The 16309-nt window shown below is 52.7% G+C and carries 14 protein-coding genes; 2 read left to right on the forward strand and 12 right to left on the reverse strand.

The window, feature by feature from the left end:
* Positions 1 to 669: 669 nt before the first annotated feature.
* Positions 670 to 1020: a site-specific integrase gene (locus AC6I65_RS11065; protein WP_497901941.1), complete on the reverse strand. Its 351-nt coding sequence runs from the start codon at positions 1018 to 1020 to the stop codon at positions 670 to 672.
* Between the two features lie 585 nt (positions 1021 to 1605).
* Here AC6I65_RS11065 and AC6I65_RS11070 point away from each other — a divergent pair.
* A complete protein-coding gene (locus AC6I65_RS11070) occupies positions 1606 to 1917 on the forward strand; it encodes a winged helix-turn-helix domain-containing protein (RefSeq protein ID WP_497901942.1) in 312 nt (103 codons plus the stop codon).
* A 388-nt stretch (positions 1918 to 2305) separates the two neighbouring features.
* Here the strand turns inward: AC6I65_RS11070 and AC6I65_RS11075 are convergent, their stop codons facing one another.
* A complete protein-coding gene (locus AC6I65_RS11075; protein WP_497901943.1) occupies positions 2306 to 4489 on the reverse strand; it encodes a P-loop NTPase fold protein in 2184 nt (727 codons plus the stop codon).
* Between the two features lie 967 nt (positions 4490 to 5456).
* Here AC6I65_RS11075 and AC6I65_RS11080 point away from each other — a divergent pair.
* Positions 5457 to 5846, forward strand: a complete 390-nt coding sequence (locus tag AC6I65_RS11080) for a hypothetical protein (protein ID WP_497901944.1) — start codon at positions 5457 to 5459, stop codon at positions 5844 to 5846.
* Positions 5847 to 6175: 329 nt separating this feature from the next.
* On the opposite strand, the gene AC6I65_RS11085 is transcribed toward AC6I65_RS11080, so the two are convergent.
* From AC6I65_RS11085 to AC6I65_RS11130, 10 genes are all read right to left on the reverse strand, one after another.
* Entirely contained in the window at positions 6176 to 7084 is a 909-nt protein-coding gene (locus tag AC6I65_RS11085; RefSeq protein ID WP_497901945.1) for a hypothetical protein, read from the reverse strand.
* A gap of 154 nt (positions 7085 to 7238) precedes the next feature.
* Positions 7239 to 8207, reverse strand: coding sequence for a hypothetical protein (locus tag AC6I65_RS11090; RefSeq protein ID WP_497901946.1), 969 nt, complete (start codon positions 8205 to 8207; stop codon positions 7239 to 7241).
* Positions 8200 to 8691, reverse strand: a complete 492-nt coding sequence (locus tag AC6I65_RS11095; RefSeq protein WP_497901947.1) for a phosphatase PAP2 family protein — start codon at positions 8689 to 8691, stop codon at positions 8200 to 8202. Before AC6I65_RS11095 ends, AC6I65_RS11090 begins: the two co-directional genes overlap by 8 nt.
* A complete protein-coding gene (locus tag AC6I65_RS11100; protein WP_497901948.1) occupies positions 8648 to 9325 on the reverse strand; it encodes a DUF8125 domain-containing protein in 678 nt (225 codons plus the stop codon). The genes AC6I65_RS11095 and AC6I65_RS11100 overlap by 44 nt, the downstream gene beginning before the upstream one ends.
* A gap of 104 nt (positions 9326 to 9429) precedes the next feature.
* Positions 9430 to 10044: a DUF8063 family protein gene (locus AC6I65_RS11105; protein WP_497901949.1), complete on the reverse strand. Its 615-nt coding sequence runs from the start codon at positions 10042 to 10044 to the stop codon at positions 9430 to 9432.
* Between the two features lie 2 nt (positions 10045 to 10046).
* A complete protein-coding gene (locus AC6I65_RS11110; protein WP_497901950.1) occupies positions 10047 to 12875 on the reverse strand; it encodes an Env/VP5 family phage fusion protein in 2829 nt (942 codons plus the stop codon).
* Positions 12876 to 13104: 229 nt separating this feature from the next.
* Complete coding sequence (locus AC6I65_RS11115) at positions 13105 to 13647, reverse strand: fibronectin type III domain-containing protein (protein ID WP_497901951.1); 543 nt, start codon at positions 13645 to 13647, stop codon at positions 13105 to 13107.
* A 3-nt stretch (positions 13648 to 13650) separates the two neighbouring features.
* Positions 13651 to 14031 (reverse strand): DUF8023 family protein, encoded by a 381-nt coding sequence (locus AC6I65_RS11120; protein WP_497901952.1) that lies wholly within the window; start codon positions 14029 to 14031, stop codon positions 13651 to 13653.
* Positions 14032 to 14092: 61 nt separating this feature from the next.
* On the reverse strand, positions 14093 to 14461 hold the full coding sequence (locus AC6I65_RS11125) for a hypothetical protein (RefSeq protein WP_497901953.1): 369 nt from the start codon (positions 14459 to 14461) through the stop codon (positions 14093 to 14095).
* 75 nt (positions 14462 to 14536) lie between these two features.
* Entirely contained in the window at positions 14537 to 16297 is a 1761-nt protein-coding gene (locus AC6I65_RS11130; protein WP_497901954.1) for a hypothetical protein, read from the reverse strand.
* Positions 16298 to 16309 lie beyond the last annotated feature (12 nt).

Raw genomic sequence — 16309 nt, forward strand, 5'->3', positions numbered from 1 at the left:
GCCATCGAATTTCGTGATCCGTCGACGCAGCTCCTCGTCGAGATCGGGCCGATCGTAGTACCGCCGAATCACATCGGGAGTCGTTGCGGCCCGATCGGCAACGTCCTGCATCGACCGACCGATATTCAACTGCCAGGTGATACTGCCTCGACGAATCGGGTGCGGAGACGTTGACGACGGACACTTACTGGCGTGGGTTTGTTCCGTCCAGGTGCAGTTGTGGCGCTGTTTTCCGTGCGGACACTCCTGCATGACGCATGGAAGCGTCGCGACGTACAGCCAGTTCGTGATCGTACTCTTCGAGGGTCGACCTCGAATACTCGAAAACAACGGCTTTCGTCCGTTATCGTCTCGCTTCTTGTAGCGGTCACGCTGCACGTACTCGTTCAGAACGCGATTGGGTTCTTCCGAGAGGATTACCTTTCGCTGGTGAGTGTCGCCGCGTTTCAATCGAGTTCCTGATTCGGGTCGATTGATGAACTTCAGCGTTCGAGTCTCCGGGTCGTAGTCCTGGACGTCCAGCGCTCGGATGCACGATCGCCGCGCGCCCGTGTGACCGATGACCTCGAGGAGCGCATGGCATCGCTTTGCCCGCCACTGAATCGAGTCGCGGTAGAACTCCAGGAACTCGCGAAGAGTGTCCGGTCGGAGAATATCCGAGCTGGTCTGCTAGCTGTCCTCGAGGCGCAGCGTTTCGATGGCGAGGTGAGTCCCGACATCGACAAGACCCTGAGACTCGAGCCACTTGAGCCAGGTACGCGCCATCTTCTGCTTGCTGTAGATCGTTGCGCGTGCGTAGTCGGTTTGCACCAGCCAGTCGGTGTACTTGCCGACCTCCCAGAGGTCAAGGTCGTCGAGGGTTTCGAGATCGTGGTCCGCGGCGAAGTCCTCGAACGAATCGAGTCCCTTCCGGTACGACCGAGCCGTTTCGCCTTTCCAGTTCGGTCGCTGACGAGTGATGAAGAGTTCCGTGGCCTCGCGAATGTCGAGGTCGGGGGCATCGCGATGGTTCGGTGCCATCACTGTACCTCCACGATCGGCGTTTCGTTCGGGTACTCGCGAGCTTCGCACTCCTCGCAGAGCCAGCACGCGCCGTATTCTCGAGTGACCGCGAGTCGAGCATTACCGAGAACGTTACAGATGATGCAACGGTGGCTCACGAATCGACACCTCCTTTCGGGCCGATCGGCGCGGGCTCCTGGAGGAGTTGACGAACGACGCTATTCGATTGGAGTTTCGCGCAGCGCTTGCACGTTGGCTCCTCGAGGCGAGCGTCGAGGCCGCGTGCTCGAGCACCGCAAGCGCACGTAGCCTCTGACGTAAAACTAGCAAAATTATGGGTGCGCGATTCCTCTTGCCGTCTGTGGGGCGGATGCCCCGCAATAGTTCCGTGCTTCATGGTTCGAACGGAGCTATTTTCTGAGCGGCGTGCCAGCGCCGCTCGACTTTAGATGACAATGAGAGTCATCTTCAGCCGATTTGGTAGCTCCGATTACCATGATTAGAGGAATATTGCATAAATGCATCGGTTATTCGATCTTACCATATTTGAACCAAAGTAGCTAATTGCGGAGTGTTAGGTAAGACTATCCTAATACGGGAGTAATGAGACAATCTGGGACATGGATGACGATTTGGGACGACCGAATTCTAGAAATTATCAGAAGCGAGGATGCTGGGAGGGTCGGCGATCTGGCTGAACGGAATAGTATCAGAATTTCTCAATCATCTGTATCGAGACGCTGTAAAAAATTAGCTGAACATGGGCTTCTCACTCCTCTCGGAAATGGGGTTTACACTATCACAGATCGAGGTAGAGCGTATCTCGATGAAGAATATGACGCAGAAAATGAGGTCTATTTGAACGAGAACAGTTCAAACGATGGGCCAACGGCTAGAGGGAAATCGAAATCATGAGTGGACGGAAATCTGCCAGATGGATGTGTACACTAGATGAGCGAATATTAGAACATCTTGAAGAAGAAGATTGGTCTACTCCTTATGTTATGTCCCAAGCAATGAAATTCAATGCATCCCGTAGGCGAGTAGCTGAACGTTGCTCAATGTTAACTCAAGTGGGACTTGTAGCCCCAATCTTCGAAGGAAGTAATATGTATGAGATCACAGGGGATGGTTCAGACTATCTTAGTGGATGTATTGATATGCAGCTTCGCCCAAAACCTTCTCGTAACTCTATTCAGATAAGTGAAGGGTAAAACGGTGAATATAATGACCAGCAACTAACAGATGGCCTGAAGCAAATATCACTGAATGATTTTATAATTGAGAAATAGGCCAATTCTAATTATTCCGTATTATCCTGCTCAGACTCTTCCTGATACTCAGAAGTGCGAGCTCCCGGCCATTTCAGATCGTATAGATCCTTTTTGAATTCCAGGCCATGAGGGACAGATGTTGAATAGATCTTCTCGGCTTCCTCTGAATACTCTTCTTTATGTAGTTTTCCAACAACTTCATCAACAAAAATTGATTTGTTTGGCCCCTGATCTCTATTATCAAAGTCCCAGTTCTCTACGAGTTTAAGTAAATAGTCCGGGGCCTTGTTAGATTTCATTACCACATCATCTTTGAATATGTTTGATACTCTTTGAGAGGATCGTAATGGATCGTTGGATAATTCGCTAATTTCAAGTTCCAAGATACGGTCTACGATCTCATGGTCATATTGAGTAGCCACTTTACTTAACTGTTGAAGGAAGGGTTGTTTGTCCCTTCTCATAAACACCGACCTAGTATCCAATATCTCGTCCAATGCACTGTCACCAATAATTGATGCTACCTCGAGCCATTGCGGATACTTGTTTTTGTTAATTTTATTAATTATCCCACCATCATCAAGCAAATTCAGACACTCTTCGAAAATATCGTTATTTCGAGAATCAAGTGATCTCGAGGATTCTTGCATTCGCCCTATAACAAACGTTAAAGCATTTGCGATGTCTTCATCAGTATCATTGGTTGTCACACTATCTAATATGCGATAGCATATATCCAGACGAGTTGGTGAATCGTATTTTTGACATAGTCTGCTTGCATTGGATAGATTGCCATTATTGATGTGGTTCAAAATATCCCTCATATCATCCACTCCCGCCACGCTATCGCTTGGAGAATTCAGAGCTAAGAATGGGCGCGGATCCAGCTCATTACGATCAAATTTTGGTTGTAAATCAAATAGACCCCACCTTATGTTGCCTTCCCGTTTCTCATTGACCCACATTGAGGCATCAGTAACAAAATTCCTCAAGTCTTTATCATCACTCAGCAATTTAATCAATGCAATTCGATAAAGGGCAGAATCACTGCCCAAAATCTCATTGACCGAATGACTATCCTCGAGATCGAAATTATCTAGGTACTCTGAGCCTAGTTCTTTCATCCATTGGGCGTCGCAAAGAGCCGAACGAATTGTCCTAAGATTGGAATCAGCGTATGCAGCAGATGCCATTGCTATGCGTTCAGCTTCAGCATCTGTAATATTATAATCAATCTCTTGTGTGGTGTGATTAATCAACTCCACTATATTCTCTCGAGATAGAGGAGGCACAGGTATGACAACCTGAAACGTTTTATAAATAATATTAGGATCAATCTCGTCCTCTACATTTGAGTCAAAGGCTCTGATTACCTTTGGCCCGTCAATTGCAGCGACAAATGCAATTTCTGCACCTCCGTTATCTGGATTAAGGTAAGTTGATAATCCTGTGATGACTTCACGAATTTCCTGCTTACTGCAACGATCGATGTCATCAATAAACACGACGACCTTCTTGTTGTTATTTCCTGCTCTGTTCAGAACTTCTTTGTAACGGTCTTCAAACAGATCGATTTCACTAATTTTTGGTTCTTTAACGTCAAAGGTGGTTTTTGATGCCAATTCGGAACCTAAATCGTTTCGAGAGTATACGATAAGCGAAGTAAATAGGAGATAGGATAAGAATAAAAGCAGTCCTCCTCCAACCGAGGTTAAGATACCTGAATTTAGAGAGAATACAAGCAATCCGGCAATAAAAAATACAGATATGATAAATGAGAACGTCGCAATAAAAGTGAGTTGTGCACGAAGTGTTTTCAAGAAGTCAATGAGAAACTCGCTCATCGACTTCAGTTCTGACCTAGAAGACTCAAAATGGTACTGGGTTGTCTCTAAGATCGGATCTTTGTTAATTTCATCTGCTACCTGGTTGTCTAAGGTTTTTAGGAATGTTCGGCGTAGGGTTGTTTGATCAGGTCCATATCGCCACGGCTCGTACCAAATAGTTATAATATCGCCATTCTCTTCATCGAATTTTTCCTGAGCTAAGTCTAATATAGTGGTTTTTCCGGTCCCCCATGGCCCATTGACAGCAATATGAATCATAGGATCCTTCTTGACTTGCTGAGCAATCTGCTCCCCTAGCTCTTCTTGACCGAATTCTACGGAATTATCTGGGTTTGGCTTGTGAACAGCAGATCTTGTGGAACTCATGTTGTCTCCCAATGATTGATCCATTGAACTTTAATCATTTAAAGACACTGTTTGGTGTGCGGGTTATAAAGCATCAAGAAGCCAAAAACCAACAATGACTCTTAACCCACAGGACGAGTTATTAAAAGAGATATAATTAGAACTGACACTGAAGCCCTGTGGGATGATATCTAAGTATTCAGATAAAGATTCTAATCCCACATCAGGGTACTACAAGACTCAGGCAGCTGCTACGCTATCATTGATTCAAAAGCTGAATGAACTAAATTGGACGAACTACTTAGAACCCGTTTATAAATGGACGAGAAACGTAGATGTTTATTGAAATCTAATTCCAACCTCTCTACAATAATGGGTCTAAAGAATCATGGCGTAGGTTATTTACTCAAATTTCGATCTTCAATATATGATGGTTCAAAATGGTTGACCGACCGAATAGGGACGTTTCTGATAAGAGTTCTCAATAGAAAACATGACACAATTGGCGGAAACGTGCTGACCAAAGATTCAGGTCTTAGTCCTAGGACGATTTTTCTTCAATCATTTCATAAAAAGTTTTGTCTATATGCATCAGTGTTAATATTTATAATCATAGCCGGGTCGTTACTACCTGGGTACACAGACACGGCCGCTCTATCAATTAGAGTAGTAGGATCTTTGATCATTGCACGCGGGCTATTTCAGGGAGATGATGTAATTAAACAGAAATCAAGATCTACAGTAAATACAAGAGATGAAGATGGGAATTGGCGAGTTAATGACTTAGGTGTTGAAAGGGATACTAATCGGACGATTGATGTAATATTTGGGTCGCTATTTCTCGTCATTGGTTTTATATATCGAATACCGTCTCTGCTCTAATATCGTGAGTTAAATTATATGGTCGAATGTTTATTTCTATTTTAAACAAGCAGTTGGTTGAGGGCAAAATCGACGGGTTCATGTATTGTTGGAATACCGTTATTTCATGGTTCGAAGACGAACACTCTTGATCGGTGCCTGCGGCTTCCTTGGCTCCTTAGCAGGTTGTCTCAGTGACGAAGACAATAACAGTGAAAACGAGGAGGAAGGAAACGGAGATACAGATGAAGGAAACGGAGGTAAAAGCGAAGACGAGCCTCAAGAAGAGCATGTAAACGCAGCTGCGAGTGTAGACGGAAACACGGTTACTATAACCGACCTCGGAAACGCAGATGGACTATTCTGTAGCAGCGCAGACGTAGAAAGCGTTTCAGACATCGAGGACGGCGTTAATGGAGGGACAAGTACCGGATCATCATTCGAATGTGAGTCAGGTGATGGTGTTATTGGAATAAACAAAGCCGGTACAACTACTAGAATCACTTCAGTTGATTGAAACCATTTGAGAAACGGCCTCAGCCCCCACAAGGAGGGACTTCGGCCGCAAATTCGGCCTTTAGATTCGATCAGTATTGACGATCGACACCGACGAAGTGGGTCGGTGGGTTGGTGGGTGGCTCCTGGAGGGAAGCGCGCCGATCGTGGTCGAGGCCAACTGGATATCGCAAGAAAATCTGGAGGGGACCACACCGAATCAGGACACTCTGTTGAAGTCCATAATCGGTGATAGTTTCTTATGATTGTGCTGAATACAGGGCGCGTCTTGCAGTTTTCTCCGTGTCGAATTTCTATAAATTCGGCAATATCGAAAAAGTCTCTCCGTCGCTATGATACATAGAAGAACAGCCAATAGCTGACACCTCCATAAACCCCCATTGTTGCAAGATGGTGTGTGTTTCCTTGGAGAAACCGACTGAGCGATTGAGACCCGTATGCCAGATACCAGAACCCAGTAAGATGTCGAACGGCCATAATTGCGGTCAGTAACAGTAGACCACCTACTATAGGGAATCCAGTGAACGACAATATCCAACTCACCGTACCGTATCCCGTAACGAGTATAATTCCGCTTGCAAAAAACATCCGAGCCGCACTCGGGTGCGACTGTTCATCCTTGTCCATTTCTTCGACAAATTCACGAAGAGAATTCCACTTCTTAATGTCCTTCTCAGGGATAACGCCGGGTTCCTTCAAAATGAGGTATGCAAACTTATAGTAAAAAGTTGCCAGTACAGACAGTGACAGGTGATATAACGGATTATCGGTCTTCTCCTTCCCATTCTGAACGGCCAATCCTTTCGTGAAAAACGCTGAACCCCACCAGATTCGATAGTCTCTGAAAATAAGTTCCTGTAGCACTACAACGAACAAGACCGTCCCTATCAGTATGAGGGAAACCACAATGGGCCTTGTCGCCCAATCCCCCGCTACACTTAGAACCGTGGTGCTAATCTGAAGCACGCATACGATTGTTAACAGCTCAACCAGTCGTACAGTTCCGTTTAGGATTGACTCTTCTTCGGCAAATTTTCCAATAATTCCCATCCTACGAACGAGAGTTAACACAAGCAAAAAAAGAGCACAGAGGGTAATTATCAACGAATGTCTTGTTTCCGAATTGATGGAAGCAAGAGTAGCTGTTGCGACTAAGGCAGTGAACGCTATCTCGAAATCAACGGACTCCGGTTGCTTTTTCTCAAATATTAAATCAACTAATCGGTTAGAGTCCGCCATCTCTCGAAACATTCTATCCTGACGATATGAATCCTCGCATTCCTGAAACAGTGAACAGCAGCAATCAGTTCCGAACTTTGAGGTGCGTTCCAACAAATCTCCGTTATATTGGCTCGCTTTCCCGGTATATGGGTAAATATCTAAGTAAGGTCAATCAGGAGTCAACCGGTCCCGATTCGTGAAGCAATTCGAGCAGTTCGTTCCAGTTCAAGTCTTCAGCGAACAGCCCAGCGCGGAGGTTCCACGCCCAGGGTGCAGGTTCATCCGGGTCATAGCCCGTCGAGGTCGCCTCAAGGTTCTCGAGCGAACCACCGAACAGACGATCAGCCGGGAAATCGCTTTCAGCAGGCCACTCAGAGAAGAACTCAGCCGTTTCGGGAGCCGACTTAAACAGCGCCAGATTCGTCAATCGCTTCACTTCTGGGTCGACGTCCTTTCCCGTATGGCCGATCACCGCGCAAACCTCCACACCGAGTTTGCTCATTCGCTTGATCAGCGGAGACCACTGATTCGCCACCTCGTAAGAATACGTTCGGGCGTCGAAGTGCGTCGATCCTTCGTCGACGACGACCATTTTCGGGACGTCGCGATGCTCGAGCAGGGTAATGACGAGATCGTGCGCTGAGGTCACGCGATGATCTACGATATCTGCCCGTGCGTTCGAGATAACGAGGAGGTCCGACCACCAGGCCTTCGCGATCTCCCCGAGCAACCAAACGCTATTCGTCTTACCAGAGTTCGGAGCTCCAGCAGCGAGAATCGTCGCCAGTGCGCCGTCAGCCTCGAGCTGCGCGATGATCCTCGAAGGAAGTGACACCGACGAGGCGTCGAGGTCCTGTTCCGTTACGCCGACCAGGTAGGATGCGAGCGCGAAGTCTTTCGATTTCACCGCCTGCGTTGCCGCTTGCGTTTTTAGATTCGGGAGTACGACACTCCCGAGATCTGAGTCACGAAACTGGACCTGGTCGGCATCGGCGAGCACGTCCTCGACGAATGAGAGCGCCGCCGTGTGTTCAGTCGTGTAGGCCGCGTGCGGACGAATATCGTCACCGCCGTCTAGGCGACCAGCAATTTGTTCTTGTAATTTGGCTATCGTGAGCAGGTTTTCGTCGGTATCAGTCATGGGTGAATTTCGGTTTCAGGTACCGAGACAGTCCGAACGCGAGGCCGAGCACCGCCGTCGCGAGCAGCAGGCCAGCGATGATATCACTCCAGTAATGCACACCGATGATTACGCGAGTGAGCGCGATCGACGAACCGAGCAGCGCCGCGATCGTGGTTCGCCAACCGATCGATCGGTCCTCGAGCAGTGCGATCGAGGCATAGGTCACGAGCGAAACCGTCGCGTGACCGGACGGAAAGGCGTAGCCGCCAGCCGTCGCACCTGGAGGCCGTGGGACTGCGAAGTGGGTCTTAAGTGCAGTCACCAGCACAATAGCACCGAGTGTCAAAACCAGAGGCCGAACGTCTCCTGGACGAACCACGAGCGCGAACGCGATCGAGATAGCGACCAAAACATGATAGTCACCGAGATTTGTCAGCATTGCCGCGAGTGAAACGAGATCAGTCATCGGCAGGCCTCGGTAACGTTTCTTCGGGTTGCTCAAAATCGAGGTCGTCCAGGTCAGCCTCGAGGTCGAGGTCGTCCTGATCGAGTTCGTTCATCTTCTCGAGAAGGCCGAAGTCTTCGAGTGCGTCGTTGACCGCCACGTCGACGCCTTCGCCCCGATCGGGAAGCGTCCCTTCCTCGAAGGTTTCGACGACGGATTTGGTCGCGTCTTTCGTCGCCCGATAGACGATCGACCACAGGTTAGCCTCGAGCGCGAATAATTTTCGAGCGTCCTCCTCGAGCATTCCGCGACACTCAGCCACGGCCTGTAGTCCAGTCAGGAGCTCGCGATCGGAGAGCGTTCCGACCCACGTTCCTTCATATGTACTTTCGTCGAGATCGACACCACGAACCCAGTACAACATGGGAGCCGCCTGGTGCGGAGAACCATCCGTACAAGTCATCGCCTGAAAATCACTGGGCGTTATTTCGATGAGTCCACCGTCGGTGAGCTCACGTTCGACGTCCACGAGGTAGACGAACGTTGGTTCAATCTGCTCTTTGACTACGTCGCCAGTATAGAGACCAGGGAAGATGAACGCAAGGAACGCCAGCCCGACAATCTTGTGCCACCGTTCGAGCGACGGCGTGTAGCCGAGCACGATGAGCACGGCGACGCCGAGCAGGAGCACCGATAGTATCTTAAATATATTATTCGAGATATATCGGAACACCTTCAGGCGCGACGGCTCATCATCCGGGCCCGGTGAGTCGGTGGATTGAGTTTGTTCAGTCATTAGGCCAACCTCTTTGGATCGAGATCGAGTCCCGTCTTTCGTTTCAACACCTTCCAGATCACACCACTCATCACAGCGAGCCCGGCGCCGATCGCCGAGTACTGCGAGTCCTTGTGCGTCCAGGGGCCGCCGATCAGCGCGTCCGAGCCCTTGTCCAGCGTGGCGTACTCCTGAGTGGTGAAGACGTTCTCGGTAACGACCATCACGTCGCCGTCAGCCTCGATCGTGACCGTGCGCGAGTTCTCGCCGTCCAGGGCGATGACGCGAGCGTTCAGCGTGCCCGAGTCCTGGTCCTCGGAGTCCAGTGGTTCCATGACGATCACGTCGACAGCCTCGTCGGCGTCGACGGTGACGGTGAAGCGACCGTCATCGTACGACCACGATTCGACCCAGGCGTACTGGTCGATCTCGGTGTACGTCTCCGATCGGTTCTCGTTCTGGTCGTCGTCGCGATCGTCCTCGAGGCCGGGTGCGCCAGCGTCCGGTCCGTTGGGGTCGCCGGGAAGATCGTCATCGACGGGCGTCGAATTGTTTTCTTGTGCGGCTGCGCCGCCAGCGAGCAGCGCGAGCGCCATCGCTACGGCGAGCAGCAGCGAAAGAAATGTTCGAGACATGGTTAGTTGCGGGTGTTGGTGCGACCGCCGTCGCCGTCGTCGGACAGCATCGCGAGGCCAGCAGCGCCCGCGAGGAGCATCACGATGATGCCGGTGTTGCCACCGCCCCAGTCGGACCACGGCCACGAGAAGCCGTCGCCATCTCCAGACGACGTATCGTCTTCCTCCGTTCGGAGTTGTTCGAGGTACGTCTCAAGTTTGTTCAGGTACTCTGCGAACTCGGCAGAATTATAAGTATCATACTCAGGCTCCCGCCAGTCCGGTTCGACGACTACCACGTCGTTCGAGTCGTCTTCGCCGACGCTCGTCGAGTCCTCGATCCCGTAGTGCTCGAGAATCGCGAGGACGTGTTTCGTGTACTTGATATCATCAACGCTGTCGAACTGGTCCATCTCGGAGACGATCGTGTCGATCGAGTCCGGCGTGCCAGACAGCGCCTCGAGGTCGGAGATCGTCTGGTCGTCGACGTGGGTGATCGTGGCGTTGCCAGCGTCCCACATCTCTGTGACCTCGAGCACGCCGTGCCAGAGGTCGACCGGCCCCTGGCCGTTCGTCTTGTCGGTCGACTCATCGAACATGATCGCTTTCGACGCGATGCCGTCGAGGTCATCGACCCGTTGGTAAGCTGGAGAGTCAGCGCCAGAGTTACCCGAACGGAGTTCTTCGCCGGTGGTGATATCCCGGACGGAGATACTGGAACCAGACGCACTGACCAGATAGCCGTCAGGTGATACCGTCAGACCCCCCGACGGCGCATCGGCGTCATTCCATAGCGACGTGTTGGTGAAATCGTAAGCCCTGAGACTGTCACCGTTCACCAACAGAGTGTCATTTGTTAGTGCCACAGCATTCCGCGTACCCGCACCATCATTGCCGAAGACTTCCGTCCCGTCCGAGGTGTCGAGGACGGCATAGGATCGGTAAGTCGTGTTCGAGAGACCGTCACAGCCGAGGTAATTCCCGTCAGGAGACAACGCGAGATTACTCGCGTAATAGATATTTCTATTACTGATCCAAATTGTAGAACCATCAGAGGTATCGTATGCCTCCACCTCGTTCGTACCCTGGTTCGAGACGTACACGATCGAACCATCGGGCGTCATCTCGAGAGCGTCAACGTTCCCGGCGCTGATCGTCTGCTGAACAGACCCATCTGCATCACCGATTATGGCTACAGTGCTGTCAGTGCTCCGACCAGCGGCGATCGTGCCGGTCGAGGCCGAATAGACCAACTGATCAACAGCCGTCGTATCCGCACTCGTCCACACCTCGGAACCATCGGAGATATTGTAACAGGCGACACCGTCGGGACCAGCCGCGTAGATCACGCCGTCTCCGACCGCCACATCGTTTGAATAGGCGGTTTGGATCGCGAATTTGAACTCCAACGAGTGATGGTCGTATGCCCGAATCTCACCGTCTCCAACGCCGTAAACTAAGTTTCCGACGTAGTACCGGCCACCAGTTTGGAACCCGGAGCCAGGGAGATCGGCCCCGAACAGCACACCAGAATACGATTCGTTCTCGACGAATCCATCAGGGTGTGCGTGGCGGTCAGAGAGATTCGGGTCCGGGTCGACCCAGGTCTCGGTCGCGCCCGTCCAGTTGACCGACATTCCACGAATCTTCGAGAAGTCCGGTTGCACCATCCCGAGTTGCTGAAGCATCGAAATGCGGAATCGTTCATCCGACACGTCATCCGTCCCCGAGAGGAACCGTGCGATACCTTCCGGCGAACGTACCTGGTCGGGCGTGATGTTACCAGCGTCCAGCTCGGCGTAGATGTCGGAGACGAACGACTCAGAGTAGTTGCCCGTCACCGTATCCGAGAGCGACTTGATTTCGTCGAGCAGTTTGAAGAACTCCCGTCCGTCGAACACGCGAGCCGATTGCAGGTCGGCAGCACTGACGCTCTTGATTGTGAAGTCCAGGTCTGTCGAGACAGTCGTCCCGTCGCTCAGTTCATACGTGACCTCCTCGTTCGTCGCGTCCCAGGAGTCGACGACCGACTGGTCGAGAATCGGCGCCTCCTCGAGCACCGTGCTGCTCGAAGTGTCGTAGAACTCGACCCGAGGGATTTCATACGGCGTTTTGCTACCGTCGCCGAGGACCGGTTCGATTTCCTCCTCCGACGGCGAGACATTCCAGATGGCCGTCCCATCGTGGAGCGAAATGTCGGCAGCCTCGGTCGTGCTCTGTAGCCGGAGTTGAATCGTGTTACCGCCGTCGTCAGTCCCGACAGCGGCAGCCCAGGAGTCGTCGTCGAGGTCGTCCTTCGCAACTCCAGCCGCGAAACCGAGTTGCAGGAGCGACTTAGCCGTGACATGGTAGTGGTTGTACTCAGGGAGTTCGTAATACTGGCGAATACGTTGCATCGCCCGGTCGTAGGCGACACTGGAGCTATCGCCATCCTCCCAGGCCGACGCGATCCCGTGACGCGCCTCGAGCGAGGCGACTGGGCGCGTATCCGTCAGCCGGTTCGAGAACGTGACCTCGTGGGTCGTGAGCGATTCGTACTCGGACACACCGAGGTTGTGTAAGATTGCTTCGTCGCCACTCGGCGACTCGTTCACGTCGTTTTTGAGCAGCGTGTAGCCGACGAGGCCGAAGAAGCCGACCGGCGAGATCGTGGCGACCGCGTAAGCTCCAGCGCCTTCGGACGTGGCCGCGCCAGCGATCGACGAGACGACGCCATCGACGAGGCCATCAGCCGCGAGCGCCGAGCCGCTCGAGGCCGCCCCGGTGGCCGTCGCGAGCGCGAGCGTTGACGCTGCCTTGAGCGCCTGTCGGCGCGTCAGCGTGCAGCCGTGATCGTACGCGTCGGTAGACACTCAGATCACCCCCGCTGCGCGGAGGCCGACGAGCACGACGACGAGCGCCGAGGCCGTGACGTTATAGCCAGTGATTGTCTTGCTGTACCACTCTGCTTTCGATTGTGGTTTCGTGAAAAATTGCATAGTGATCGCTAGATCAGGCCGTACGAGATCGCCACGTAGGCGATCAGCGCGAGGCCAATGAGTTTCTTGATCGGCAGTACGCGGAGCGCCAGAAGTGGGACCATCAGCTACGTCCTCTGCTGCCTCCGTTCGAGCCGTTCTTTCCACTGAACATGATCGCGCCACCGACGATGATGCCGAGCACGATCGCCGTGCCCGTGAGGCCACCATCGGCGCCGAACAGCAGACCGCCCGAGGAGCCATCGTTCAGCGCCACCGAGGCGCTGGCGATGTCATTAGCGTCGCCGTCGACGACGACCTGATACGAGGCGTTCTGATCGAGCGCGGATTCGTCCTCGAGCACGTACGCCGTCGTGTTCGAGTCGCCTTCGTCGACGGAGATCGAGTCAGTGAGCAGCGCCGTGGCATTCGCCGAGTCGTTGGCGTACTCGTCGGCGTCGTAGAACGTCACGTCAGCAGTGGTCGAGTTCTGCCCAGCTGCGGCGCCCGCGAACGTCTCGTTCGCGTCGATCGTTACGTCGATCGACTCGGTGTCATTCGTCGTGTCAACGGTTTCGTTGAGGAGTTCTGCCGCAGCGACGATCCCGCCAGTCGCGACGAGCGCGACGAGCACGACCAGCGCGGCGACGGTGCGTTTCCCGATCATAATTTATTGAGTCGCGACGGCTAATCCGCCCATCGCGATCAGGAACGCGAGAATCTGCGTCAGCGGCTCCGAGGTGTTCACGAGGTCCGTAACGGGCTGGACGTACTCGTGGCCGAGCACGACGATCGGGGAGCCAGCGATGAGTGCCTTTTCCCAGTCCTGGTAGTGATCGAATGAAGTCGTCTCGGACGACATGAACGCCACCGCGTAGATGACGATCGAGCCGAGCGCCGCGTGTTCTGTGGTCAGCGTGTAGTCGATCCAGGCGAACGTGATGTCGCCCGAGATTGCGCCGAACTGGAACAGCGAGAGCAGTCCGAAGAACATCCCGAGCGCCGCCGGGAGCGTCCTCATGTTGGCGTAGTCGTTGAGCAGTCCGTTCATCGATTGTCGTCCGTAGCTCCGGTGAGTCATGGGTAATGAAGTGGTGTGTCAGCAGCAGCGGTTATTCGCGAGTGTAGACGGAGTAGCCGCGCCGGCTTTCCCCGTCGATCTCGAACGTGTCATCACAGACGACGGCGATCTCCTCGCCTCGAGAGATATCGTTCTCCTCGAGGGCGGCGTCGATGCCGTTAGTCGACCAGAAGCAGACGAGTGCGCCATCTTCGAACTCGCCGTACGGTTCGGAGAGGCGCATTTCGATGACAGTCGTGTCGTGATCGCCGCAGTCCGGCTTGAGATTCAGGAGCGTTCCCTGGACCAGCTCGCCGAGCGCAGGGCGATCGACCCATTCGGTGTCGAAGTCGTCGTCGTTCTGTTGCGGTGCAGTAACCTTCGTGAAGCCTTCAGGGACTTCGGCTGGTTCCGTTGCCATGCAGCTAGATATTCTAGGAATCTAGTGATAAACCTGAAACACCCTGGGTGAAAGTGAAAGCGACAAACGGAACGGTCATGATTCGGAAACCGGTACAACCGGTGTTTCAAATTCCTCAGGGACCGGTTTCCCGTTCCATTCAAATTGCACCAGATGATCAACCATAGCAGGGTCTTCAATATTGTGTTTATGATAGAAATGACCCGCAATCGAGGAAGCCCCGTATAACGCTACGTTACAGCGTCGGCAGCGTGTTTTCGGTGACGCGATATCATCGTAATACTGTAACCGGGTTGTTTCGAGAATATTGGTGATCGGGAGATGAGTCTCGACGAGATCGACGCCACCGCTCGAGGAAGGTGAATGTTCTTCCCCATCTTCGTCGATGAACGCCTCTATTTTCCATTTTCCACTTTCTTCAGGAACCGAAAAGCTATCTCGTATCGGTTCTGGCGAGTCTCCTGAAAGCACTTGTTTCACAAGTGGCAGATGTTTCGGATTGAGATCTAGCGCACCGAGAAGATGAGCTGGTGTAGTATCGCTTCCGTGTACGTCCACATAGCGTTCAATTTGGTTTCTCAAATCTGCATCAACGACCGGTTCACCGTACCGCGCTCCGGCAGTATCAGGTCGTTTCTCGAGGCCGTTCCAGTCCGTTTGATCGTCGTCGACGAGCTGGTCACCGCCGTTGGTGGTGGCACGATCGACGCGATCGCCCTCGAGGCGGAGTTCGGAAATCGTTTCCGAGGTCTGGTCAATACCAAAACCACTACCACAGCAGGCACAGACGATCTGCGATCCCCGACCAGACGAGTGTTTCAAACGGTCTCCGTGATTGTGTTCCTGCTCACTTCTGGAGTCACGGTACTCCGCCGCGCATTGATCAGCCGCGATGGCCTCGTTCAGAACTTTCGATCGGCCCATCCGTTGGCGATTCATCGACCAGATCACTGCACCCCACGCGACATACTCAATCGGGCGCTCGATGAGGTCTTCATCGCCGTACGTCTGTGCGTAGGCGCTCAGATAGGAGCCCATGTTTGCCACATTCGAATTTACTGAAATAGGGCGCTCATCGGGGTTTTCATGGGTGTAGTTGTGGGCTTCAATCGTCGCGAAATCGCACACTTCTACGTGTTTATCTATCGCCTTTCGAAATGCCTTCTCGATCTTGAATTCTGCGTGCTCGAGGTCGCTTCCGTACCGCTCTTCGAGATCGAGATTGAGATAGACGCCGATATGATTGTGGCTATAACAGGCGTTCGGACCAGGGTTTTTGTCTGGATCAGAAGCTGCACCGACTCCGTGTGGCTCACCAAACCGTAGATACCCCCATTCGTGCGATTCAAGACCAAGGTCAGTCTCGCAGATGTTGCGTACTGTATCACGAGTCGCGCCGTAACTCCAGGCGTCTGAGACGGCATCGAAGTGGTCGACCGGAGCAACCCGTTCACCATCCGGAATGCTCGATCCCGTATTGGTGAGCATCACCGTCACGAGGTTATCCCATTCTCCTTCGATTTCCGTTCCGTCAGGGTGTTTGCCGCCCGTCAACTGTCGTTCGAACGCCATCGCCCTGGCGTATTCCTTATTCGCGTACTCTTCCCCCCAGCTATCTTGTAGCGGCACCTCAAATTCGATCTCTTCGCCGGAATCGTCGATGCCCGAAAACCGCACGCTCATTCCTTTCTCATACCGTTCGTGTGCATCGAGGAACGCGAATACAGCGTCTTGCCATGTCGCGGCGCGCCGTTCGCGAAGGCGGTACGTGACGAAACCGTTCTCCCATTCGCGTTCTGGTTCGACGTACTCCGGTTCGTAGTCGGCTTCAGTCACCTCTCGACGGAG

The sequence above is a fragment of the Natronosalvus sp. KLKA75 genome, from assembly GCF_059736265.1.

Coding starts and splice junctions, on each gene's coding strand:
- AC6I65_RS11065 (WP_497901941.1), bottom strand. CDS start 1,020: ATGGCACCGAACCATCGCGATGCCCCCGACCTCGACATTCGCGAGGCC.
- AC6I65_RS11070 (WP_497901942.1), top strand. CDS start 1,606: ATGAGACAATCTGGGACATGGATGACGATTTGGGACGACCGAATTCTA.
- AC6I65_RS11075 (WP_497901943.1), bottom strand. CDS start 4,489: ATGAGTTCCACAAGATCTGCTGTTCACAAGCCAAACCCAGATAATTCC.
- AC6I65_RS11080 (WP_497901944.1), top strand. CDS start 5,457: ATGGTTCGAAGACGAACACTCTTGATCGGTGCCTGCGGCTTCCTTGGC.
- AC6I65_RS11085 (WP_497901945.1), bottom strand. CDS start 7,084: ATGGCGGACTCTAACCGATTAGTTGATTTAATATTTGAGAAAAAGCAA.
- AC6I65_RS11090 (WP_497901946.1), bottom strand. CDS start 8,207: ATGACTGATACCGACGAAAACCTGCTCACGATAGCCAAATTACAAGAA.
- AC6I65_RS11105 (WP_497901949.1), bottom strand. CDS start 10,044: ATGTCTCGAACATTTCTTTCGCTGCTGCTCGCCGTAGCGATGGCGCTC.
- AC6I65_RS11115 (WP_497901951.1), bottom strand. CDS start 13,647: ATGATCGGGAAACGCACCGTCGCCGCGCTGGTCGTGCTCGTCGCGCTC.
- AC6I65_RS11120 (WP_497901952.1), bottom strand. CDS start 14,031: ATGAACGGACTGCTCAACGACTACGCCAACATGAGGACGCTCCCGGCG.
- AC6I65_RS11125 (WP_497901953.1), bottom strand. CDS start 14,461: ATGGCAACGGAACCAGCCGAAGTCCCTGAAGGCTTCACGAAGGTTACT.